The following is a 22083-nucleotide window of genomic DNA, read 5'->3' on the forward strand; positions in this document are numbered from 1 at the left end:
CTACTGTTGTTGATAGCCCCACCCACGCGTCTGGCAATCGCTTCTGCACTTGCACCGAAAAAAAAAAAAACAACACAAGCACAACCCACCCCCCCCCCCCCCCCCCCCCCCCCCCCCCCCCCCCCCGCTCCACGAGTGACCGCTAAGCCGGAGACGACCCGGACGCGCCCGACTCCCCCGACGCATCCGACATGCCCGACGCCTTGGCCTTCGCCGTGCCCGAGGCCGGCGCCACCGCCGTCAGCGGCTTGGCGATGTCCTCCAGCGAGCGGCGCTCGGCGTTGACCGCGAGGAACGCGGCGACGATGCCCGCCGCGCACATCAGGCCGGCGCCGATCTGGAAGGCGAGGACCGTGTCCCCGACCACGCCGGACTGGGTGAGGTCGGCGAAGACCAGCGGGCCGGTGATGCCACCGGCGGCGGTGCCGATGGCGTAGAAGAAGGCGATGGACATCGCCCGCGTCTCCATCGGGAAGATCTCGGAGACGGTCAGGTAGGCGCTGGAGGCGCCCGCCGAGGCGAAGAACAGCACCACGCACCAGCAGGCCGTGAGTGTGGTCGCGGTCAGCGAACCCCGGTCGAACAGCCAGGCCGTGCCGAAGAGCAGCACGCCCGACAGCAGGTACGTCGAGGAGATCATGACCCGGCGGCCGACCGTGTCGAACAGCTTGCCGAGCAGCAGCGGGCCGAAGAAGTTGCCGACCGCGATGACGGCGAAGTAGTAGCCGGTGTTGCCGGTCGGCACGTCGAAGAACGTGGTCAGGATCGCGCCGAAGCCGAAGGTGATCGCGTTGTAGAGGAACGCCTGCCCGATGAAGAGGGAGAAGCCGAGGACGCTGCGCTTGCGGTAGGTCGCGAAGACCGTGCGGGCGATCTCGCCGAAGCCGACGCTCTCGCGCTGCTGGATGCTGATCTCGCCCTCGGGCTCCGGCAGCGGCTCGCCCTTCTCGGCCTCGACCTTGCGCTCGATCGAGGCGACGATGTCCTCCGCCTCGCGTTCCCTGCCGTGGATCAGCAGCCAGCGTGGACTCTCCGGGACGTGCCGTCGTACGACGAGAATGACCGCGCCGAGCACCACGCCCAGCGCGAACGTCAGCCGCCAGCCGACGTTCTTCGCGAAGATGTCGGTGTTCAGCGCGACGATCGACAGCAGCGAGCCGCCGACGGCGCCGATCCAGAAGCTGCCGTTGATGATGAGGTCGACGCGGCCGCGGTAGAACGCGGGGATGAGCTCGTCGATCGCGGAGTTGATCGCCGCGTACTCACCGCCGATGCCGAAGCCGGTGAAGAAGCGGAACAGGAAGAACCACCAGGGCGAGAACGACACGGCGGTCAGGGCGGTGGCCGCCAGATACACCGCCAGGGTGATCATGAACAGCTTCTTGCGGCCGAAGCGGTCGGTCATGCGGCCCCAGAAGAGCGCGCCTACGCAGGCACCGGCCACGTACAGGGCGGCCGCGATACCGGTGATCTGCGCGGACGTGATCGACAGACCGCTGCCCGGCTCCGAGAGCCGGGAGGAGATGTTGCCGACGACCGTGACTTCCAGGCCGTCGAGAATCCACACGGTGCCCAGACCGATGACGATCGTCCAGTGCCAGCGCGACCACGGGAGGCGGTCGAGGCGGGCAGGTATGGCGGTGGTGATGGTGCGGCCTGGTCCGGCCGTGGCAGTGGCGCTGGACATGGGCTCCCTCCTCGTCGAGCGAACCACCTCCGCATGCCCGTCTCCTGCCGCTTTACGCCCGGGCCGGTGTAAGCCCCCGACCACGGGCCACGGACCACGGGCCACCGGCCACCCCACCTCACGCCACGGCCACCGCACCCCCCGGCCCGGGCCCCCGCCCCCGCGACCGCGCCTCACGCCCCCAGCGCCCGCGACAGCGCGTAGATCGCCAGGCCCGCGAGGGAACCCACCACCGTGCCGTTGATCCGGATGAACTGCAGGTCGCGGCCGATGTTCGCCTCGATCTTCTTCGTGGTGTGCTCGGCGTCCCAGCCGGCCACCGTGTCCGTGATCAGGGAGGTGATCTCCTTGCGGTAGGTGGTGACCACGTACACCGCGGCGCCCTCCACCCACCGGTCGACCTTGCCCTGCACCTTCGGGTCGGCAGCCATCCGGGCACCCAGCGACAGCAGCGAGGCCCGCACGCGCAGCCTGAGCTCGCTGCGCTCGTCCTCGGCCGCCGAGACGATCATGGATCGTACGGCCGTCCAGGCGGACGCGATGAGGTCCTGGACCTCGCCGCGCCCCAGCACCTCGCCCTTGAGCCGCTCGACGCGCGCGCGGGTGTCGGTGTCGGACTGGAGGTCGGAGGCGAAGTCGCCGAGGAAGCGGTCCAGGGCGCCGCGCGCCGGATGGGAGGGCATGTCGCGCATCTCGGTGACAAAGCGCAGCAGCTCCTTGTAGACCCGCTCGCCGACCCGCTTGTCGACGAACTTCGGGGTCCAGCCGGGCGCCCCGCCCTGCACGGCGTCCATCACGGAGTCGCTGTGCAGTACCAGCCAGTCGTGCGCGCGGGTGACGACCAGGTCGACGAACCGGTTGTGGCCGCCGTCGGCGACGATCTTCTCCAGCATCTTGCCCATGCCGGGCGCGATCTCCTGGGCGTCGGCGCGCCGGGTGATGGCCTCGCCGACCACCGCCTGCACGTCCGCGTCGCGGAGCACGGTCAGGGCGCCCCGCAGCGCCGCGGACAGCTCCGCCGTCACCCGGTCGGCGTGCTCCGGGTCGGCGAGCCAGGCGCCGAGCCGGCTGCCTATGCCGACGGCGCGCAGCCGCTGCCGTACGACGTCCTCGGAGAGGAAGTTCTCGCCGACGAACTCACCGAGCGAGACGCCCAGCTGGTCCTTCTTGGTGGGGATGATCGCGGTGTGCGGAATGGGCAGGCCGAGGGGGTGACGGAAGAGGGCGGTGACCGCGAACCAGTCGGCCAGCGCGCCGACCATGCCGGCCTCGGCGGCCGCGGCGACGTAGTCCGCCCAGGCGCCGGCGCCCGAGTCCGACGCCCACTTGGCGAGGACGTACACGACCGCCACGAACAGCAGCAGGCCGGTCGCGGTGAGTTTCATGCGGCGCACCCCGCGCTGCTTCTCCCGGTCGGCCGCGCTGAACGTCGTCATCGTGCGGGCGGCGGGCGCGGGGACGGCCGGTCCTTGCGGGGCGCCCGTCGGTTCAGATGTCGTACGGTCCATTCGCTCCACCCGTTCGTGATCTCCTGCACACATTGTCCCTTCCTGACCGACTGTCGGAACGGGTCGGGAGTTCCCGGCGTCTCTCCGGGCGGGGAGCTGCCTCGTTCACCTCCCGCCCGCCCCATGACGCATCATGGGGTGATCACATCGGAGCCCGCGGCTCCCCTTCGCCCGAGGAGACACGCACCCGCATGACCCGGCGTCACGGTTATGCCCTGCTTTCCGCGATCGTCGCCGCGATCGTGGCCCTGTCCGCCGCGATATACGTCTCGGTCGCCGCCGACGACGGCACCGGCGCCGGCACGCACACCCTCGCCGGGGTCAGGGCCCCGCACAACCCGGCCGCCCCCGCCTCCGCCGGGGCCTGGGTCGGCGCCTGGTCCGCCTCCCCGGCGGGCGGCGAACCCGGCACCGACACCGACGGGATGGCCGGCCGCTCGGTGCGCAACGTCGTGCACGCGGCCGTCGGTGGTACGAGTGCCCGCGTCACACTGTCCAATCTCTACGGCCGCTCACCGCTCACGATCAGCCACGCCTCGATCGCCGTGGCCGCCGGCACCGGCACCGCGGCCGCGACGACGGACAGCATGCGGCGCCTGACCTTCGGCGGCAGCCCCGCCGTCGTCGTCCCGGCGGGCCGGCAGGTCCTGAGCGACGCCGTCGCCCTGAGCGTCCCGGGCGGCGCCGACGTCCTGGTCACCACGTACTCGCCGGTCCCCTCCGGCCCGGTCACCTACCACCCGCACGCCCGCCAGATCTCCTACGTGGCCACCGGCGACCGCACCGAGGACCTCACCGCGACCGCGTACACCGGGCGGAGCGAGTACTGGCGCTACCTGACCGCGCTGGACGTGCTCAGCGACGCGTCGGACGGCACGGTCGTGGTCCTCGGCGACTCGCTCACCGACGGCATCACCTCCACCGAGAACGCCAACAGCCGCTGGACCGACGTCCTTTCGCAGCGGCTGCGCACAGCCGTGGCGGGCGGCGGGGACGTGCCGCGCTACAGCGTCGTCAACCAGGGCATCAGCGGCAACCAGGTCCTCGCGGACGGCACCGGCCTGGCCTACGCGGGGACTCGCGCGGGCGCCCCCGTCCCCGGCAACGAGAGCGGCCTCGGCCGTTTCTCCCGGGACGTGCTCGGCCGGACCAACGTCCGGGCCGTCGTCATCGACCTCGGCGTCAACGACATCCTGCGCAACCCGCGGCTCGCCGACCCCGACCGGGTCCTCACCGGCCTGCGCACCCTCGTCGGCCAGGCCCACGCCCGCGGGCTGCGGGTGGTCGGCGCCACCCTGATGCCGTTCTACGGCCACCACGGCTACACCCCGGCCCGCGACGCCGTACGGCAGCGGATCAACGCCGAGATCCGCGCGGGCCGGGTCTACGACGCCGTCGTCGACTTCGACCGGGCCCTGCGCGACCCCTACGACCCGCGCCGGCTCCGCTCCGACTACGACTCGGGCGACCACCTCCACCCCAGCGACGAGGGCTACCGGCGGATGGCCGAGGAGTTCGACCTCGCCGCCCTCAAGGGGACGGTCCCGGCGAAGCTGTAGAGGCGGGGCGGCGGTCTTCCGATCGGCCGGCCGGCCGACCGAAGGCGGCCCCGCGCAGGCAGGCCGGACGCACGGAGGCGGCCCCGCGCCAGGCAGGCAGGCAGACCGGCCGGCCGTGAGGTCAGTGCGGTTCGCCGCGGGAGTTCCGGTTCTCCAGGCGTTCGCGCCGCCGCTCCTCCTTGAGCCGCTGCCGCTCGGACCGCGGGACCTTGCGTTCGATCCCGACCCCGCCCCAGAAGGCGAACCCGGTCACGACCACCCGGGGCGCCCCCGGATCACCCGCCGTGCCCGCCTCGCGCTGGTCGAAGCCGCCCATGACGCCGACGCCGTGGACGACGACCTCGACGCCGGGCGGCACGGTGATCTGGACGCCGCCCATGATCGCGATGCAGTTGATCACGACCTCCCGGTCGGCGAAGTTCGCCTCCCGCAGGTCGATCTCACCGCCGCCCCAGAACGCGAACGACGTGAACCGCCTCGGCACGGTCCAGCGCCCCCGCCGCTGGAACCCCGACATCACCGCCACGGCCCAGGTCGAGGACCCCTCGCCGCCGACGATCCGCCGCGCCCAACTCCCCTGCCCCGCGACCTCCTTGGTCATCGACACCGGAGAGGCGTGGGCGGTCGGCAGGTCCCGGGTGATCGGCGTCAGCTCCCCGTAGGTGCGCGCCCGGTACGTCGCGTCGAGCCGTTCCTCGAACTCCGCCATGTCGAGCCGCCCCTCCGCGAGGGCGTCCCGCAGGACCTCGGTGACTCGTTCACGATCGGCGTCGGACGCGCGGAGCTCCGGAAGGTCGTCGGTCATGCACAGCAGCCTACGAGTTCACCCGGCCCGCGGCTACGACACGGATTCCTCCGAAGACGCCGGGGACGCCGAAGACGCCGAAGACGCCGGGGACGCAGGGGACGCCGACGGTTCGGGCGGCTCCGGCTTCGACTCCGCGTACATCCTGGCGATCACCGCCTCGATGTCCGGCTCCCGCACCGAGAGGTCCAGCAGCGGATACCCGGCGGCGACCCTCGCCACCAGCGCCGCCGCCGACTCCGCCGCCGGGAACGCCAGCCACTGCCGGGGCCCCTCCACCCGTACGACCCGCGCCGGCGGCACCTCGATCGGTGGCAACTCCCGCTCCAGGTCCACCACCAGGGTCCGCTCGCTCTCCCCCACCTCGTGCAGGCCGGTGAGCGGACCGTCGTACATGAGCCGCCCGTGGTCGATGACCATCACCCGCGAGCACAACTGCTCGATGTCCTGGAGGTCGTGCGTGGTCAGCAGCACCGTCGTGCCGCGCTCGGCGTTCAGCTCCCGCAGGAAGTCGCGCACCGCGGCCTTGGAGATCACGTCGAGCCCGATCGTCGGCTCGTCGAGGTACAGCACCTCCGGGTCGTGCAGCAGGGCCGCCGCGATGTCGCCGCGCATCCGCTGCCCCAGTGACAGCTGCCGCACCGGCACCTCCAACAGGTCCCCCAACTCCAGGAGTTCGACGCACCGGTCGAGGTTCTCCCGGTAACGGCCCTCGGGAATGCGGTACATGCGGTGCATCAGCCGGTACGAGTCGATCAGCGGCAGGTCCCACCACAGCGTCGTGCGCTGCCCGAACACCACCCCGATCCGGTGCGCGAGACGCAGGCGCTCCCGGGACGGGTCGATGCCCGCCACCCGCATGCGGCCGCCGCTCGGCGTCAGGATCCCGGTGAGCATCTTGATGGTGGTGGACTTGCCCGCGCCGTTCGGCCCGATGTAGCCGACCATCTCACCGCGCGCCACCGTGAAGGAGATCGAGTCGACCGCCCGCACCCGCCGCCGCTCGCTCCGCAGGAAGCCCGTCTTCCGGCGGACGTCGAAAACCTTCTCGACACCGTCCACTTCGATGAACGCACCGTCCACGACCTCGTCCACGAGTCCCCGTCCCCTCAGCTTCCCGTACTCCGGTAGGACCGCAGGCCGGCCCGCCAGGCCGCCCCGGCCAGCACACAGCACCCCACCGCCACCAGCGGCGGCGCGAACGCGACCCAGTCCGGCAGCCGGAGCGGATACGGCCGCCCCAACAGGTAGGACACCGGAAGCCATTTGACGAACGCCAGCGGCAGCACGAAGGTCACCGCCCGCACCAGGTCCTTCCCGAACACCGTCGGCGGGTACTGCAACAGCGTCGTACCGCCGTAGGTGAACGCCGCCTGCACCTCGGCGGCGTCCTGCGCCACGAACTGGAAGGCCGCGCCCACCACGAACAGCGCGGAGAAGATCGCCGCGCCGCTGACCAGCGTCACCGGCAGCAGCAGCGCCTTCGGCACGCTCCAGTGGACGTCGGCGGCGGCCAGCGCCCAGCCCAGGACCAGCGCCCCCTGCACCATGCGGGCGGCCCGGCGCAGCGCGAAACGGTCCGCCGCGACCTGCGCGAGCACCGGCGCGGGCCGCACCAGCAGCGTGTCGAGCGAGCCGTCCCGCACCCGCGTACCCAGCCGTCCCGCCGAGCCGACCACCAGGTCGGCGAACCCGAAGGACGTCACGGACAGGCCGTACAGCAGGGCCACCTCGGGCAGCGAGTAGCCGCCCAGCGAGCCGACCCGGGAGAACATCAGCAGGATCGCCACGAAGTCGAGCCCGGTCACCAGCAGGTTGCCGAGCACGGTCATCGCGAAGGAGGCACGGTAGGTCATCGTGGAGCGGATCCACATCCCCGCGATCAGCCGGTAGGCGCGTATCCCCTCGGCCACCGCGCCGGCCCGGGACACCCGTTCATCCCCGGCCCGCACCGGACCGTCCGCCCCGGCCACCGCCCCGGCCCGCACCACCTCGTCCGCCCCGGCCTCACCCACCCTGGACCACCACCCGCCGGGTCGCCGCCGCCTGCACCAGCCGCCCGGCCCCGAGCAGCGCCACCGCCCACCCCGCCTGGAAGGCGAAGGTCCGCAGCGGATCGGCCTCACCCATCAGGACGTCCGCGGGCAGCTGCAGCAGCGCCGACCACGGCAGCGCCCGCACGACCTCGCCGAGCCCCCCGGGAAACACGTTCAGCGGCAGCGTCATCCCCGAGCAGAACAGCCCCGTGACCATGAGCAGTTGCAGCATGCCCGTGCCGTCCAGCAGCCAGAACCCGCTCAGCGCCACCAGGTAGCGGATCGCGAAACTGACGACCGCCCCCAGAAGCACCGCGACCAGGAACGCCAGCCACACCAGCGGATCGCGCGGCAGCGCCACCGGGAAGAAGAACGCCCCGAAGACGAAGGGGATCACCCCCCGGCCCAGCAACTGGAACACCGAACGGCCCAGGTCGGCGGCGAGGAACCACAGCTGGAGATCGGCCGGCCGGTACAGGTCGATCGCGATCTCACCGGTGCGGACGCGTTCCATCAGCTCGTTCTCGATGCCGCCGCCCTGGATGGCCAGCGCCGCGAACAGCGCCTGCCCCAGCCACACGTAGGTGACCGCCTGCGCCTGGTCGTAGCCGCCCAGATGCGGCCGCTCGTCCCACAGCGCCAGATACGTGTACACCAGGATCAGACCGAAGACGGTGTTGGTGAACACCCCGGCCGCGGTGGCCACCCGATACGTCGCGTACCGTCGGAAACCCCCCGCCGCGACGGCCGCGTACAACCGGACCGAGCCCACACCCACAGCCCCCCTCACCCACGCACAGCCGTTCCGGCACCGAAGCGCAGGAGCCTAGCCCCCAGGTGGCGAGGCGTGCCACGGGTTTTCCGCCCGGATGCGTGCCGGAATCCGGGAACGGAACGCGTGGTGCGAGAGTCTTCAACAGAGGGCGCAGAACGCGAACGAGGTCGTACGGGAACGTACGACGCGAAACAGGAGTCCGTGCACGACATGAGTGACGAGCCGCAGCCGCAGCAGCCGAACCAGGGCTGGGCACCGAGAGAGCCGCAAGCGGCCGCAGAGCCCGCGGGCACACCGCCCGCCAAGCCGAAGCGGCCCAGGCGCACCGGCTGGCGCCGGCTCGTCCCGACCTGGCGCATGGTGCTCGGCACATTCGTCCTCGGCATCGCGGTGCTCGCCGGACTGTTCTTCCTCGGCTACTCCATGGTGCAGATCCCGTCCGCCAACGCCTTCGCCACCAAGCAGAGCAACGTCTACCTCTACGCGGACGGCAGCCAGCTCGCCCGCGACGGCGAGGTCAACCGGGAGAACGTCTCCCTCCCCCAGATCTCCAAGGACGCCCAGCACGCCGTACTGGCCGCCGAGGACCGCGACTTCTACACCGAGTCCGCGATCGACCCCAAGGCGATGCTGCGGGCCGGCTGGAACACCGCCACCGGCAAGGGCAGACAGTCCGGCTCCACGATCACCCAGCAGTACGTGAAGAACTACTACCTCGCGCAGGAACAGACCGTCACCCGCAAGGTGAAGGAGTTCTTCATCTCCATCAAGCTCGACCGCACCGAGAGCAAGGACCGCATCCTCGAGGGCTACCTCAACACCAGCTACTTCGGCCGCAGCGCCTACGGCATCCAGGCCGCCGCCCAGGCCTACTACGGCGTCGACGCCTCCGCGCTCGACCCGGCCCGCGCCGCCTACCTCGCCGCGCTGGTCAACGCGCCCAGCGAGTACGACGTCGTCGCCCACCCGGAGAACAAGCCGGCGGCCCTCGCCCGCTGGAACTACGTCCTGGACGGCATGGTCAAGAAGGGCTGGCTCAGCGCGTCGGCGCGCACCGGCCTGAAGTTCCCGATGCCGAGGGAACAGACCCTCTCCACCGGCAAGTCCGGGCAGCGCGGCTACGCCGTCGAGGCGGTCAACGAGTACCTCGTCAAGAACAAGATCGTCACCACGGACGAGCTGGAGGCGGGCGGCTACCGCATCACCACCACCCTGCAGAAGAGCAAGCAGAACGCCTTCGTCAAGGCCGTCGACGACCAGGTGATCTCCAAGCTCGACAAGAAGAACCGCAAGGTCGACACCTACGTCCGGGCCGGCGGCGCCTCCGTCGACCCCAGGACCGGCAAGGTCGTCGCCATGTACGGCGGCATCGACTTCGTCAAGCAGTTCACCAACGGCGCCACCCGCGGCGACTTCCAGGTCGGCTCCACCTTCAAGCCGTTCGTGTTCACCTCGGCCGTCGCGAACGACTCCGAGACGCAGGACGGCCGCCCCATCACACCCAACACGGTCTACGACGGCACCAACAAGCGCCCCGTCGAGGGCTGGGCCGGCGGCACCTACGCCCCCGAGAACGAGGACCAGGTCTCCTACGGCGACCTCACCGTGCGCGAGGCCACCGACAAGTCCGTCAACTCGGTGTACGCGCAGATGGCCGTCGACGTCGGCTCCGACAAGGTCAAGCAGACCGCCATCGACCTCGGCATCCCGGGCGACACCCCCGACCTGACCGCGTCCCCGTCCATCGCGCTCGGCCCCTCCACCGCCAGCGCCCTGGAGATGGCGGAGGCGTACGCGACCCTCGCCAACCACGGCCGGCGCGGCATGTACCGCATGGTCGACAAGATCACCAAGGAGGGCCGCAGCGCCGCCGTGCTGCCCGCCTACAAGACCGACCAGGCCGTCAGCCGCGAGGCCGCCGACACCACCACCTCGGTCCTGCAGAGCGTCGTCGAGAACGGCACCGCCACCGCCGCCCAGGCCGCGGGCCGTCCCGCCGCCGGCAAGACCGGCACCGCCGAGAAGGACACGGCCGCCTGGTTCGCCGGCTACACCCCCGAACTCGCCACCGTCGTCTCCGTCATGGGCCAGGACCCCGTCACCGCCGCCCACAAACCGCTGTACGGCGCGATGGGCCTGCAACGCGTCAACGGCGGCGGGGCGCCCGCCCAGATCTGGGCGCAGTTCACCAAGGACGCCCTGAAGGGCAAGCCCGTCGGCGAGTTCGACCTCCGGCTCCAGCCCGGCGCCGACGAGGTCCAGGAGGCCCCCAGCGACGAGGCGACCGCCCCCGGCACCGGCGACCAGGACGAGAACGGCACGACCGGCGCCACCACCGGCGGCCAGAACACCCGGGGCCAGACGCAGGGACAGACCGGCGGCACCACCACCGGCGGCACCACCGGCGCCACGCCCACCACGGGCGGCACGACCGGCACCCCCACCACCGGCGGGACGACGACCGGCGGCACCACGGGCGGCACCACGACCGACGGCGGCACCACCACCGGCACCACCGGCGGGACGACGACCGACGGCGGCACCACGAACGGCGGCACCACGAACGGCACCGGCGGCGGCGACACGGGCGGGACCACCGGCACCACGGCCGGCACCGTGGCGGGTCCGCTGAGCAGCGCGACGAGACGACGCTGACCGGCCCCGGCCGGGGCGTTCGCCGCCCCGGCCGGCCGGGTCAGTGACCCGAGGCCGCCCTCAGCCCCACCACGGCGACCAGCGGCAGCGACACGAAGAAGATCCGGGCGGCGGTCACCGGCTCACCCGGCACCACCATGCAAAACAACAGCGTGAGGGGCCGGTGACCATGGTCACCCGCCCCTCACGCCATCGATCCACAGGCACAGCCCGTGGCTACAGATACAGCCCCGTCGAGTCCTCGGACCCCTCGAACCGGTCCGCGGCCACGGCGTGCAGATCACGCTCACGCATGAGCACGTACGCGATGCCCCGCACCTCTACCTCGGCCCGGTCCTCCGGGTCGTACAGCACCCGGTCTCCCGGCTCCACGGTCCGCACGTTCTGACCCACGGCGACGACCACGGCCCAGGCCAGCCGGCGGCCGACCGCCGCCGTGGCCGGGATCAGGATGCCACCGCCCGAACGCCGCTCGCCCTCACCGGTCTCCTGCCGCACGAGCACACGGTCGTGCAACATCCGGATGGGCAGCTTGTCGTGCTGGGGGCTGGAATCGTTCCTGTTGACGCTCACGCGTCGAACTTACCCGCCCCGGCCCGACAAGGGCGCCGCCGGGTCATCGCCGACGGCGGCGGGTTCCCAGGGCAAGCAGGCCCACCACCCCGATCACCGCGAGCGCGGCGACCGGCACCACCCGCTCCAGCCGCGGCGCGCCCTGCTCGTCCACGAACTGGCCCTTGACGTCGCTCACGACGCGGTTCACGCCGACGTAGGCCCGCCCCAGCGTGTGGTCGATGTTGGCGACGACCCGGGCTCGGGCGTCCCCGACGATCGTCTTCGGGTGCACCCGCACCCCGATCTCGTCGAGCGTCTCAGCCAGCAGCTCGCGGCGGCGCCTGATGTCCGCCTCGATCTGCGCCGGGGTTCTCGTGTCCGACGTGTCCGCCACCGTACGGCCTCCGAAGTCTGCTGATGCTTGGTGCGGACAGTCTGTCAGCTCGCGGCCCGAGCGCACTGTCAGGACCCCCGGTTAGGCTCGGGGCGGCACCCGTTCTTTTGCCTTTGCACGCACAAGGAGACCAGGACCGATGACGGAGCGACTCCAGCCCGGGGACACGGCCCCCGCCTTCACCCTCCCCGACGCCGACGGCAACGAGGTCTCGCTGGCCGACCACAAGGGCCGCAAGGTCATCGTCTACTTCTACCCGGCGGCCCTGACCCCCGGCTGCACGAAGCAGGCGTGCGACTTCACGGACAACCTGGAACTGCTGGCCGGCGCGGGCTACGACGTCATCGGCATCTCCCCCGACAAGCCGGAGAAGCTCGCGAGGTTCCGCGACAAGGAGTCGCTGCGGATCACCCTCCTCGCGGACCCCGACAAGACGGCCACCGAGGCGTACGGCGCGTACGGCGAGAAGAAGAACTACGGCAAGACCTACATGGGCGTCATCCGCTCCACGGTCATCGTCGACGAGGACGGCAAGGTCGACCGGGCCCTGTACAACGTCCGCGCGACAGGCCACGTGGCGAAGATCATCAAGGACCTGGGCATCTGAGCCCGACCTCCACCAGACCGAGCGGCCCACGCCTGAACGACCTGGCGCGGGCCGCTTCCCGTTCCGGCCGTGACGGCCCGACGCCCCGTTCGTTACTCCGTACGAGCTGCGAACATGCGGCCGGAACGGAGAGGGTCCATGGGGGTCAGACTGAGCCGCGAGCTGCTGGAGGAAGCGGCACGCTCGACGGCGAACTGGGACGATGCCGTGCGGTGGTGCGGAGGCACGCCGACGGCGGGCAGCAGACAGTATCTGCGCCGGAGGATGTCCGAGGAAGGCGTGGACGTCGCTCACTTCCCCGCCCGCTGGGCACGACACAGCGAAGCGAAGCTGCGTGAGATCGTGGCGGTGTCGACCAGTGTCACGGACGTGGTCCGCGGCCTCGGTATCAACCCGGTGGGTGGCAACCAGGCGCACATCAGCCGCCGTATCACGGCGTTGGGTATCGACACGTCCCACTTCACGGTGCCACGAGGCGGGCCGAAGGGCTCGCGGGGCAATCCCCTGACTCTCGGATCGCCCGAGGACGGAAGAATCCCCGGGAGACGGCTCCTGCGACGCCTGCTCGACGGCGGAGTCCAGCAGGTCTGCGCGATGTGCGGCACGGGGCCCGAATGGAACAGCAGGCCCCTGCGGCTGGAGGTCGACCACGTCAACGGTGACTGGTGGGACAACCGTCCGGAGAACCTGCGGCTGCTCTGCCCCAACTGTCACGCGGTGACGGACACCTACCGGGGCCGCAGGAGGAGGAAGACCCCATGAGCGAACCGAAGTTCACGCGGGAGCTGCTGACACGGGCCGCCGCCGACGCCTCGAGCATGGTCGATCTCATGCGGGCCCTGGGTGTGTCGATGGGCACCGGCCCACGCGGGTACCTCGGCCGTCGACTTCGGCACTACGGCATCGACATCTCCCACTTCCGGGAGGAGCCGCTGCCGGAACGCGAGCGGCGCAGCTATCCGGAGGAACTCCTCAGGGAGGCCGCGGCCCGTTCCCACAGCGTCAGGGAAATGCTGGAGTACATGGGATTCCCCCCGCGCGACAGCCCGTACGGCTATATCAGAATGAAGTTGGACAGGTACGGGATCGACACTTCGCACTTCACCGCCGGACGACGATACGGCGCGGGCATTCTGCCCCGTGACGTGCTGGCGCCCGCCGTGGAGGCCGCAGAGAGCATGGCAGGAGCCCTCGCCGCCCTGGGCCGGCGGTGCAACGGCGCGGACCGGGCGCTCCTCAGACGCAGCATCGAGTACCACGGCCTGTCGACCGCCCACTTCACAGGACAGGGGCACGCTCGCGGCATCCCGTCCCCGAACCGCAGGCCGGCGGCCGAGATCCTGCAGAGGCGCGCTCCGGGACAGAACCGCACCCCGACACACCTTCTGAGGCGCGCCCTTGACGATGTCGGCGTGCCGCGCGTCTGCGACGAGTGCGGTATCCGCGACACCTGGCAGGGCAGACGGCTCGTTCTGGAGATCGATCACATCAACGGTGACCGCTTGGACAACCGCCGGTGCAATCTGAGGTATCTGTGCCCCTCCTGCCACAGCCAGACGGGCACCTTCGCCAACGCCCGTCCGGGAGGACGCCTCCGTACGGCTGCCGAGCCAGGCACAGTACAGTAAGCGCCCTGGGCCCGTACCCCAGCTGGCCAGAGGGCGCCGGTTTAGGTCCGGTGTGTCGTGGGTTCGAGTCCCACCGGGCCCACAGGGATATTAGACCCCGCACCTTGGATTCAAAGGTGCGGGGCCTTTCCGTTGTGTCAGCCCAACAGCTCCCGCACCACCGGTACCAGCCCCCGGAACGCCTTCGCCCGGTGGCTGATCGCGTTCTTCTCCGCTGCCGTCAGTTCGGCGCAGGTGCGGGACTCGCCGTCCGGCTGGAGGATCGGGTCGTAGCCGAAGCCGTTCGTGCCTGTCGGGGTGTGGCGCAGGACGCCGGGCAGGCGGCCCTCGACGACTCGTTCCGTGCCGTCCGGCAGGGCGAGGGCCGCCGCGCAGGCGAAGTGGGCCGCGCGGTGCTCGTCGGCGATGTCGGAGAGCTGGGCGAGGAGCAGGTCGAGGTTGGCCTTGTCGTCGCCGTGGCGGCCGGCCCAGCGGGCGGAGAAGATGCCGGGGGCGCCGTTGAGGACGTCGACGCAGAGGCCGGAGTCGTCGGCGACGGCGGGCAGGCCGGTCGCCTGCGCCAGGGCGTGGGCTTTGAGCAGGGCGTTCTCGGCGAAGGTGACGCCTGTTTCCCGGACGTCGGGGATCTCGGGGTAGGCGTCCGCGCCGACGAGGTCGTGGGGCAGTCCTGCGTCGGCGAGGATCGACCTGAGTTCGGTGATCTTTCCGGCGTTGCGGGTGGCGAGGATCAGGCGGGTCATGGGGTCCAGTATCGCCAGTCGCCGAGGCGGTGGGTTACGGGGTGCAGACCTTCGTCAGTTCGCCGGCCGCGTCGGTGACGGGGCTGAGGTCGGGGGTCTCGTCGCCGTTCCTGACGGCCGTACGGACGTTGTCGACCGCCTGGCCGAGGCCGTCGACGGCCTTGTTGACGTCGGCGTTGTCCGTCCTGTCGCCTATCTTGTCGAGGTTCTGCTCGATGGAGTTGAGGGACTGGTCGAGCTGGGTGGGGTCGTTGGAGGCGTTCTCCACGGCCTGCTGGAGGTCGGTGACGCTGTCGGCGATGACGTCGGCGGTCTGGACGCAGTCGAGGGCCTTGTTGACGGCGTCGCAGCCGGTGGTGAGACCGGTGGTGAGTGCGACGGCCGCGACGGCGGCGGCGATGGCGGTGCGGCGGCCTCGGCGGCGACTCGCGGACATGGCTCTGTTCCTCCTCTGGGCAGGCCCGAGGGCCCCCGTTTGCCGGCCGGGCGCACGGTGGTGGACCGTGCGCCCGTATGCGTAGGGACGCGGGGGCGGGCGGCCGGGTTGCCCGTACGGCGGCCCTGGTTGATGTGCCCTTTACTTCGAGGGGCGTATCGCGGGGGTGTGTCCCGGACCGCTACTGCTCGGTGACCGTGTCGAGGGCTGCGCGCTGGAGGGTGGCCAGGTCGGTGCAGCCGGCGACGGCCAGGTCGAGCAGGGCGTCGAGTTCCGCGCGGGCGAAGGGTTCGGCTTCGGCGGTGCCCTGGACCTCGACGAAGCGGCCGTCGCCGGTGCAGACGACGTTCATGTCGGTGTCGGCGCGTACGTCTTCCTCGTAGCAGAGGTCGAGGAGCGGGATGCCGCCGACGATGCCGACCGAGACGGCGCTGACGGTGCCGGTGAGGGGCTGGCGACCGGCCTTGATCAGCTTCTTGCCCTGGGCCCAGGCGACGGCGTCGGCGAGGGCGACGTAGGCGCCGGTGATGGCGGCGGTACGGGTGCCGCCGTCGGCCTGGAGGACGTCGCAGTCGAGGACGATGGTGTTCTCGCCGAGTGCCTTGTAGTCGATGACGGCGCGCAGCGAGCGGCCGATGAGGCGGCTGATCTCGTGGGTGCGGCCGCCGATCCTGCCGCGGACGGATTCGCGGTCGCCGCGGGTGTTGGTGGCGCGCGGGAGCATGGAGTACTCGGCGGTGACCCAGCCTTCGCCGCTGCCCTTGCGCCAGCGCGGGACGCCTTCGGTGACGGAGGCGGTGCAGAAGACCCTGGTGTCGCCGAAGGAGACGAGGACGGAGCCTTCGGCGTGCTTGCTCCAGCCGCGTTCGATGGTGATCGGGCGGAGTTGTTCGGGGGTGCGGCCGTCGATTCGAGACATGGCGACGAGCCTAGTGGTAGATGCGGAAGGGCCTCCTCCCGCGGTGGGAGGAGGCCCTGTCCGGTGAGCGGGCGGCCCCGGGGGGCGCGTGGCTCACATCATGTCTTCGATCTCCGCGGCGATCGGGTCGGCGTCGGTGCCGATGACGACCTGGATGGCGGTGCCCATCTTGACGACGCCGTGTGCGCCGGCGACCTTCAGGGCGGCGTCGTCGACCTTGCTCGCGTCCACGACCTCGGTCCGGAGGCGGGTGATGCAGCCCTCGACCTCTTCGATGTTGTCGATGCCGCCGAGCCCGGCAACGATCTTCTCAGCCTTGGTGGCCATGCTCTGTCTCCCTGATCCGAACCGCTTTTTCGCAGTAACCCACAGTTGGCCCATCTTCGCGAGCGGTCCTGCCGAGGGTGCCGAAGGATGGCGTGCACGACAGCGAGAACCGTCCGCCGACTGGTCTACACCACCGGGTGGACCGTCGCCAAACGCGGGTCAGGCCGGGAGGAGTTCCGATGAGTGCCGCCAGCGCCGCCACCGCCGACGGCGGCGTGAACCCCGCGCGGGTGCGGTGGAACAGGCTGTTCCAGGGACTGCAGAAGATGGGGCGCAGTCTCCAGCTGCCCATCGCCGTGCTGCCGGCCGCGGGCATCCTGACCCGCCTCGGTCAGCCGGACGTGTTCGGGGACGACGGGCTGGGGTGGACGGACGTCTCGAAGGTGATGGCGGGGGCGGGTGGCGCGCTGCTCGACGGCAGTCTCGGTCTGCCGCTGCTGTTCTGCGTCGGTGTCGCCATCGGCATGGCGAGGAAGTCCGACGGTTCGACGGCTCTCGCGGCGGTGGCCGGCTTCCTCGTCTACTTCAACGTGCTGCGCCAGTTCCCCGAGGACTGCGCGGAGGGGTCGAAGCCGGTGGCGACGGGTTGCCAGTTGACCGACGGGACGGTGACCGTCTTCAGCTACCAGAACCCGGGCGTCTTCGGCGGCATCGTCATGGGTCTGCTCGCCGCGTTCTTCTGGGCCCGTTTCCACCGTACGAAGCTGGTCGACTGGCTCGGGTTCTTCAACGGCCGCCGGCTGGTGCCGATCATCATGGCGTTCGTGGCGATCGCGTTCGCGACCGTGTGTCTGTGGATCTGGCCGCCGATCGGCGACGGGCTGGAGAGCTTCAGTAACTGGCTGAGCGACGCGGGCGCGTGGGGCGCCGGGGTGTTCGGTCTCGCGAACCGCGCGTTGCTGGTGATCGGGTTGCACCAGTTCCTCAACGTGCCCATCTGGTTCCAGTTCGGCTCGTACACGAAGCCGGACGGCACGGTGGTGCACGGTGACATCAACATGTTCCTGGCGGGTGATCCGAACGCGGGGCAGTTCACGTCGGGTTTCTTCCCGATCATGATGTTCGCGTTGCCGGCCGCGGCGCTGGCGATCACGCACTGTGCGAAGCCGCAGCGCCGCAAGGAGGTGGGCGGCCTGATGCTGTCGGTGGCGCTGACCTCGTTCGTCACGGGGATCACCGAGCCGATCGAGTACTCGTTCCTGTTCGTCGCGCCGCTGTTGTACGTGGTGCACGCGGTGTTGACGGGTGTGTCGATGGCGGTGACGTGGGGCTTGGGTGTGCATGACGGTTTCAGCTTCTCGGCGGGTCTGATCGACTACGTCATCAACTGGAACCTGGCGACGAAACCGTGGGCGATGATTCCGATCGGCCTGTGTTTCGCCGCCGTCTACTACGTGGTCTTCCGTTTCGCGATCACGAGGTTCGACCTGAAGACTCCGGGGCGGGAGCCGGAGGACGAGGTCGAGGACGTCACAAAGGTCTGACACCGCAGTCGAGTTGGGCCCCCGGACCGTCGGTCCGGGGGTCTTTCGTCGTGCTCGTGGCGTTCTGGCGGCCGCTTCCGCGGGGCGGAAGGGGGCACGGAGCGTAGCGCTCCGGTTGCAGAACTCGCGGGTTCCTTATACGGCCTTCACCGTGCTAAAACATGGTCTACACCACTGAGTGGTGTAGACCACCATCCGATGGAGGAAGTATGAGCTCCGCCACCGCGACACCGGCGGCCCCCGCGAAGAAGCGGGGATCCGGCCTGCTCCAGGGCCTGCAGAAGGTCGGCCGCAGCTTGCAGCTCCCGATCGCCGTGCTGCCGGCGGCGGGCCTTCTGCTTCGCTTCGGCCAGCAGGACATCCACGACAAGCTGAACCTGCCGGACAAGGTCACGGCCGTCTTCGCCACCGCCGGCGGCGCGATCTTCGACAACCTGCCGATGCTGTTCTGTATCGGTGTCGCGATCGGTTTCGCCAAGAAGTCCGACGGCTCGACCGCGCTGGCAGCCCTGGTCGGCTTCCTGGTGTACAGCAACGTCCTCAAGGCGTTCCCGGTCACCGAGGCCAAGGTCCAGTCGGGCGCGGACATAGCCGCGACCTACAACAACCCCGGTGTCCTCGGCGGCATCGTGATGGGTCTGCTGAGTGCCGTCATCTGGCAGCGCTTCCACAGGACGAAGCTGGTGGACTGGCTCGGCTTCTTCAACGGCCGCCGCCTGGTGCCGATCATCATGGCCTTCGTCGGCACCCTGACAGGTGTCTTCTTCGGCCTGGTGTGGGAGCCGATCGGTGAGGTCATCTCGAACTTCGGCGAGTGGATGACCGGCCTCGGCGCCTTCGGCGCGGCCCTGTTCGGCCTGATCAACCGTGCGCTGATCCCGGTCGGCATGCACCAGTTCGTGAACTCCGTCGCCTGGTTCCAGATCGGCGACTTCAAGGACTCCGCCGGTGCCGTCGTGCACGGCGACCTCACCCGCTTCTTCGCCGGTGACCCGACCGCCGGTCAGTTCATGTCGGGCTTCTTCCCGATCATGATGTTCGGCCTCCCGGCCGCCGCGATCGCCATCGCGCACAGCGCCCGCCCCGAGCGCCGCAAGGCCGTGATGGGCATGATGATCTCGCTCGCGCTGACCTCGTTCGTGACGGGTGTGACCGAGCCCATCGAGTTCTCGTTCATGTTCATCGCCCCGCTGCTGTACGTCATCCACGCGGCGCTGACCGCCCTGTCGATGGCGGTCACCTGGGCGCTCGGTGTGCACGCGGGCTTCACCTTCTCCGCCGGCTTCATCGACTACGCCCTCAACTGGAACCTGGCCACCAAGCCGTGGCTGATCATCCCGATCGGCCTGGTCTTCGGGGCGGTCTACTACGTCGTCTTCCGCTTCGCGATCGTCAGGTTCGACCTCCCCACCCCGGGCCGCGAGCCCGAGGAGGAGCTGGAGGACCTCACCAAGGCGTGAGCCCCGGCCGCAGGTATGACGAAGGCCCCGGAACCGACCAGGTTCCGGGGCCTTCGCGCGGGGTGCGTCAGATCTCGTACGACACCCTCGGCTTCGCCAGTTCCACCGGGCCGTCGAAGGCCGCGCGCGCGTCGGTGAGGTTGACCCGCGGGTCGGTCCACGGGGGGATGTGGGTGAGCACCAGGCGGCGGGCGCCCGCCCGTCTCGCCGTCTCGCCCGCCTCGCGGCCGTTGAGGTGCAGGTCGGGGATGTTCTCCTTGCCGTGCGTGAACGCCGCCTCGCACAGGAACAGGTCGCTGTCGCGGGCGAGGTCGTCCAGCGCGGGGCTCACGCCGGTGTCGCCGGAGTACGTCAGGGTCTTCCCGCCGTGCTCGACGCGGATGCCGTACGCCTCCACGGGGTGGGCCACCCGCTCGGTGTGCACCGTGAACGGGCCGATCTCGAAGGTGGACGGCTTGACCGTGTGGAAGTCGAAGACCTCGCTCATGGAGGAGGCGGTGGGGGTGTCCGCGTAGGCGGTGGTCAGCCGGTGTTCCGTGCCCTCGGGGCCGTAGACGGGGAGCGGTTCGCAGCGGCCGCCGTCGTGGCGGTAGTAGCGGGCGACGAAGTACGCGCACATGTCGATGCAGTGGTCGGCGTGCAGGTGGCTGAGGAAGATCGCGTCGAGGTCGTAGAGACCGCAGTGGCGCTGCAGCTCGCCCAGGGCGCCGTTGCCCATGTCGAGAAGCAGCCGGAAGCCGTCGGCCTCTAGGAGGTAGCTCGAGCAGGCCGATTCCACGGACGGGAACGACCCCGAGCAGCCGACGACGGTGAGCTTCATGAAGCAGAAACCTCCGCTGGCGGGGAACTTTTCTGGAAAGGAGACGGGGGTCGTGCGGTGCGTCGAGCGTAAGGCGCAAAACGTCGGGTCGCTCCTCCGCCAAGGGCCGTTGTGGGCGAACTCACCTGAGGTGTCACCGGTTCGGCTGGAAGAGGGGTGCATGAGGTGCGAGAGAGGGCGCGCGACGGGGATCGCGCGCCGGTAACGTCATCCGCATGGACACGTCCCTGTGGCTCGCGCTGGTGGCGGTGATGCTGCTCGCCCTGGTGGCCACGCTCGTCGACGGCTGGGGCCGCGGGCACCGGCCGGGCGGCCGCAGAAGCAGGCCCCCGGGGCACCCGTCGGGGCCGCGCGGGCGGGCGGCGGCGCCGCGGGCGGCGGAGATCTGGTGGGCGAACGTGCCCTTCGAGGACGGCCGGACGGGCGGGCCCCCGCGCGGGGCGGGTGGCGGGCGGACGAAGGACCGGCCGTGTCTGGTGCTCGCGGTGCGCGGGCGGCGGGCCACCGTCGTGAAGATCACCAGTAAGTACCACGGTGAGCGGCCCGGGGTGATCCCGCTGCCGCCGGGCGCCGTCGGGGACGCGCGGGGCCGCGCCAGTTTCCTGGAGACGGACGAGCTGCGGGAGGTGCCGGTGGGCGACTTCCGGCGCCGGGTGGGGGTGGTGGACCCGGTCCTGTGGGACCAGGTCCGTCACCTCGCGGGCTGAGCCGGCCGGCGGCTCACGCCCAGAGCTGGCCGTGCAGGGTCTCGATGGCCTCTTCCGTGGTGGCCGCCGTGTAGACGCCCGTGGAGAGGTACTTCCAGCCGCCGTCGGCGACGAGGAACACGATGTCCGCGCTCTCGCCCGCCTTCACGGCCTTGTTGCCGACGCCGATCGCCGCGTGCAGGGCGGCGCCGGTGGAGACACCGGCGAAGATGCCCTCCTGCTGGAGCAGTTCACGGGTGCGGGTGACGGCGTCCGCGGAGCCGACGGAGAAGCGGGTGGTCAGGACGGAGGCGTCGTAGAGCTCCGGTACGAAGCCCTCGTCGAGGTTGCGCAGGCCGTAGACCAGGTCGTCGTAGCGCGGCTCGGCGGCGACGATCTTGACGTCCGGCTTGTTCTCGCGCAGGAAGCGGCCGACGCCCATGAGGGTGCCGGTGGTGCCGAGGCCCGCGACGAAGTGGGTGATCGAGGGCAGGTCGGCGAGGATCTCCGGGCCGGTGCCGGTGTAGTGGGCGCCGGCGTTGTCGGGGTTGCCGTACTGGTAGAGCATCACCCAGTCGGGGTGCTCGGCGGACAGCTCCTTGGCGACGCGTACGGCGGTGTTGGAGCCGCCCGCGGCGGGGGACGGGATGATCTCAGCGCCCCACATGCCGAGCAGGTCACGGCGTTCCCGCGAGGTGTTCTCGGGCATCACGCAGACCATGCGGTAGCCCTTGAGCCTGGCCGCCATGGCCAGGGAGATGCCGGTGTTGCCCGAGGTCGGTTCCAGGATGGTGCAGCCGGGGGTGAGGCGGCCGTCCTTCTCCGCCTGTTCGATCATGTGCAGGGCCGGGCGGTCCTTGACCGAGCCGGTCGGGTTGCGGTCCTCCAGCTTGGCCCAGATGCGGACGTCGGCGGACGGCGAGAGCCGCGGCAGGCGCACCAGAGGGGTGTTGCCCACCGCGGCCAGCGGGGAGTCGTAACGCATGGGTGCGCTACGGCCGC

General features: G+C 70.5%; 22 protein-coding genes and 1 tRNA gene. 9 read left to right on the forward strand and 14 right to left on the reverse strand.

The window, feature by feature from the left end; translation table 11 throughout:
- Positions 1-142 precede the first annotated feature (142 nt).
- Complete coding sequence (locus AC07AZ_RS15185; RefSeq protein WP_478847658.1) at positions 143-1687, reverse strand: MFS transporter; 1545 nt, start codon at positions 1685-1687, stop codon at positions 143-145.
- Positions 1688-1860: 173 nt separating this feature from the next.
- Complete coding sequence (locus AC07AZ_RS15190) at positions 1861-3228, reverse strand: DUF445 domain-containing protein (protein WP_478847660.1); 1368 nt, start codon at positions 3226-3228, stop codon at positions 1861-1863.
- A gap of 158 nt (positions 3229-3386) precedes the next feature.
- Between AC07AZ_RS15190 and AC07AZ_RS15195 the strand changes: the two genes are divergently transcribed.
- A complete protein-coding gene (locus tag AC07AZ_RS15195; protein WP_478847662.1) occupies positions 3387-4754 on the forward strand; it encodes an SGNH/GDSL hydrolase family protein in 1368 nt (455 codons plus the stop codon).
- Positions 4755-4875: 121 nt separating this feature from the next.
- On the opposite strand, the gene AC07AZ_RS15200 is transcribed toward AC07AZ_RS15195, so the two are convergent.
- The 4 genes from AC07AZ_RS15200 to AC07AZ_RS15215 all read right to left on the reverse strand — a co-directional run bounded on the left by AC07AZ_RS15200 (position 4876) and on the right by AC07AZ_RS15215 (position 8373).
- Entirely contained in the window at positions 4876-5559 is a 684-nt protein-coding gene (locus tag AC07AZ_RS15200) for a DUF1707 SHOCT-like domain-containing protein (protein ID WP_478847663.1), read from the reverse strand.
- A gap of 33 nt (positions 5560-5592) precedes the next feature.
- Positions 5593-6654, reverse strand: a complete 1062-nt coding sequence (locus AC07AZ_RS15205) for an ABC transporter ATP-binding protein (protein ID WP_478847665.1) — start codon at positions 6652-6654, stop codon at positions 5593-5595.
- Positions 6655-6668: 14 nt separating this feature from the next.
- The gene (locus tag AC07AZ_RS15210; RefSeq protein WP_478847832.1) at positions 6669-7433 is read right to left on the reverse strand and encodes an ABC transporter permease; all 765 of its coding nucleotides are present in this window, start codon (positions 7431-7433) and stop codon (positions 6669-6671) included.
- A 133-nt stretch (positions 7434-7566) separates the two neighbouring features.
- Positions 7567-8373: an ABC transporter permease gene (locus AC07AZ_RS15215; protein ID WP_478847667.1), complete on the reverse strand. Its 807-nt coding sequence runs from the start codon at positions 8371-8373 to the stop codon at positions 7567-7569.
- Positions 8374-8580: 207 nt separating this feature from the next.
- On the opposite strand from AC07AZ_RS15215, the gene AC07AZ_RS15220 reads away from it, so the two are divergent.
- Positions 8581-11025 (forward strand): transglycosylase domain-containing protein, encoded by a 2445-nt coding sequence (locus AC07AZ_RS15220; protein WP_478847670.1) that lies wholly within the window; start codon positions 8581-8583, stop codon positions 11023-11025.
- Positions 11026-11241: 216 nt separating this feature from the next.
- On the opposite strand, the gene AC07AZ_RS15225 is transcribed toward AC07AZ_RS15220, so the two are convergent.
- The gene (locus AC07AZ_RS15225) at positions 11242-11544 is read right to left on the reverse strand and encodes a GroES family chaperonin (protein WP_478847834.1); all 303 of its coding nucleotides are present in this window, start codon (positions 11542-11544) and stop codon (positions 11242-11244) included.
- A gap of 97 nt (positions 11545-11641) precedes the next feature.
- On the reverse strand, positions 11642-11974 hold the full coding sequence (locus tag AC07AZ_RS15230) for a DUF3618 domain-containing protein (protein WP_478847672.1): 333 nt from the start codon (positions 11972-11974) through the stop codon (positions 11642-11644).
- A 139-nt stretch (positions 11975-12113) separates the two neighbouring features.
- Between AC07AZ_RS15230 and bcp the strand changes: the two genes are divergently transcribed.
- The 4 genes from bcp (at position 12114) to AC07AZ_RS15250 (ending at position 14291) form a co-directional block, all read left to right on the forward strand.
- Positions 12114-12581, forward strand: a complete 468-nt coding sequence (bcp, locus tag AC07AZ_RS15235; RefSeq protein ID WP_478847674.1) for a thioredoxin-dependent thiol peroxidase — start codon at positions 12114-12116, stop codon at positions 12579-12581.
- A 138-nt stretch (positions 12582-12719) separates the two neighbouring features.
- The gene (locus tag AC07AZ_RS15240) at positions 12720-13343 is read left to right on the forward strand and encodes an HNH endonuclease signature motif containing protein (protein ID WP_478847676.1); all 624 of its coding nucleotides are present in this window, start codon (positions 12720-12722) and stop codon (positions 13341-13343) included.
- A complete protein-coding gene (locus AC07AZ_RS15245) occupies positions 13340-14209 on the forward strand; it encodes an HNH endonuclease family protein (RefSeq protein WP_478847678.1) in 870 nt (289 codons plus the stop codon). The genes AC07AZ_RS15240 and AC07AZ_RS15245 overlap by 4 nt, the downstream gene beginning before the upstream one ends.
- Before the next feature lie 7 nt (positions 14210-14216).
- Positions 14217-14291 (forward strand) — tRNA-Leu (locus AC07AZ_RS15250).
- 55 nt (positions 14292-14346) lie between these two features.
- Here AC07AZ_RS15250 and rdgB read toward each other — a convergent pair.
- The 4 genes from rdgB to AC07AZ_RS15270 all read right to left on the reverse strand — a co-directional run bounded on the left by rdgB (position 14347) and on the right by AC07AZ_RS15270 (position 16631).
- Positions 14347-14949: an RdgB/HAM1 family non-canonical purine NTP pyrophosphatase gene (rdgB, locus tag AC07AZ_RS15255; protein ID WP_478847680.1), complete on the reverse strand. Its 603-nt coding sequence runs from the start codon at positions 14947-14949 to the stop codon at positions 14347-14349.
- 34 nt (positions 14950-14983) lie between these two features.
- Positions 14984-15385, reverse strand: coding sequence for a hypothetical protein (locus AC07AZ_RS15260; protein ID WP_478847682.1), 402 nt, complete (start codon positions 15383-15385; stop codon positions 14984-14986).
- Positions 15386-15566: 181 nt separating this feature from the next.
- Entirely contained in the window at positions 15567-16304 is a 738-nt protein-coding gene (rph, locus tag AC07AZ_RS15265; protein ID WP_478847684.1) for a ribonuclease PH, read from the reverse strand.
- Between the two features lie 93 nt (positions 16305-16397).
- On the reverse strand, positions 16398-16631 hold the full coding sequence (locus tag AC07AZ_RS15270) for a PTS sugar transporter subunit IIB (protein WP_478847686.1): 234 nt from the start codon (positions 16629-16631) through the stop codon (positions 16398-16400).
- Between the two features lie 179 nt (positions 16632-16810).
- Here AC07AZ_RS15270 and AC07AZ_RS15275 point away from each other — a divergent pair, with 179 nt between their 5' ends.
- Complete coding sequence (locus AC07AZ_RS15275; RefSeq protein ID WP_478847688.1) at positions 16811-18115, forward strand: PTS transporter subunit EIIC; 1305 nt, start codon at positions 16811-16813, stop codon at positions 18113-18115.
- Between the two features lie 209 nt (positions 18116-18324).
- Positions 18325-19575 carry a PTS transporter subunit EIIC gene (locus AC07AZ_RS15280; protein WP_478847690.1) on the forward strand — a complete coding sequence of 417 codons (1251 nt, stop codon included), beginning with the start codon at positions 18325-18327 and terminating at the stop codon, positions 19573-19575.
- Between the two features lie 67 nt (positions 19576-19642).
- Here the strand turns inward: AC07AZ_RS15280 and AC07AZ_RS15285 are convergent, their stop codons facing one another.
- Complete coding sequence (locus AC07AZ_RS15285) at positions 19643-20395, reverse strand: MBL fold metallo-hydrolase (RefSeq protein WP_478847692.1); 753 nt, start codon at positions 20393-20395, stop codon at positions 19643-19645.
- Between the two features lie 215 nt (positions 20396-20610).
- On the opposite strand from AC07AZ_RS15285, the gene AC07AZ_RS15290 reads away from it, so the two are divergent.
- On the forward strand, positions 20611-21102 hold the full coding sequence (locus AC07AZ_RS15290) for a type II toxin-antitoxin system PemK/MazF family toxin (RefSeq protein WP_478847694.1): 492 nt from the start codon (positions 20611-20613) through the stop codon (positions 21100-21102).
- A gap of 13 nt (positions 21103-21115) precedes the next feature.
- Here AC07AZ_RS15290 and AC07AZ_RS15295 read toward each other — a convergent pair whose 3' ends face one another.
- Positions 21116-22066: a PLP-dependent cysteine synthase family protein gene (locus tag AC07AZ_RS15295; RefSeq protein WP_478847698.1), complete on the reverse strand. Its 951-nt coding sequence runs from the start codon at positions 22064-22066 to the stop codon at positions 21116-21118.
- Positions 22067-22083 lie beyond the last annotated feature (17 nt).

This window comes from Streptomyces sp. NPDC043878, from assembly GCF_056435735.1.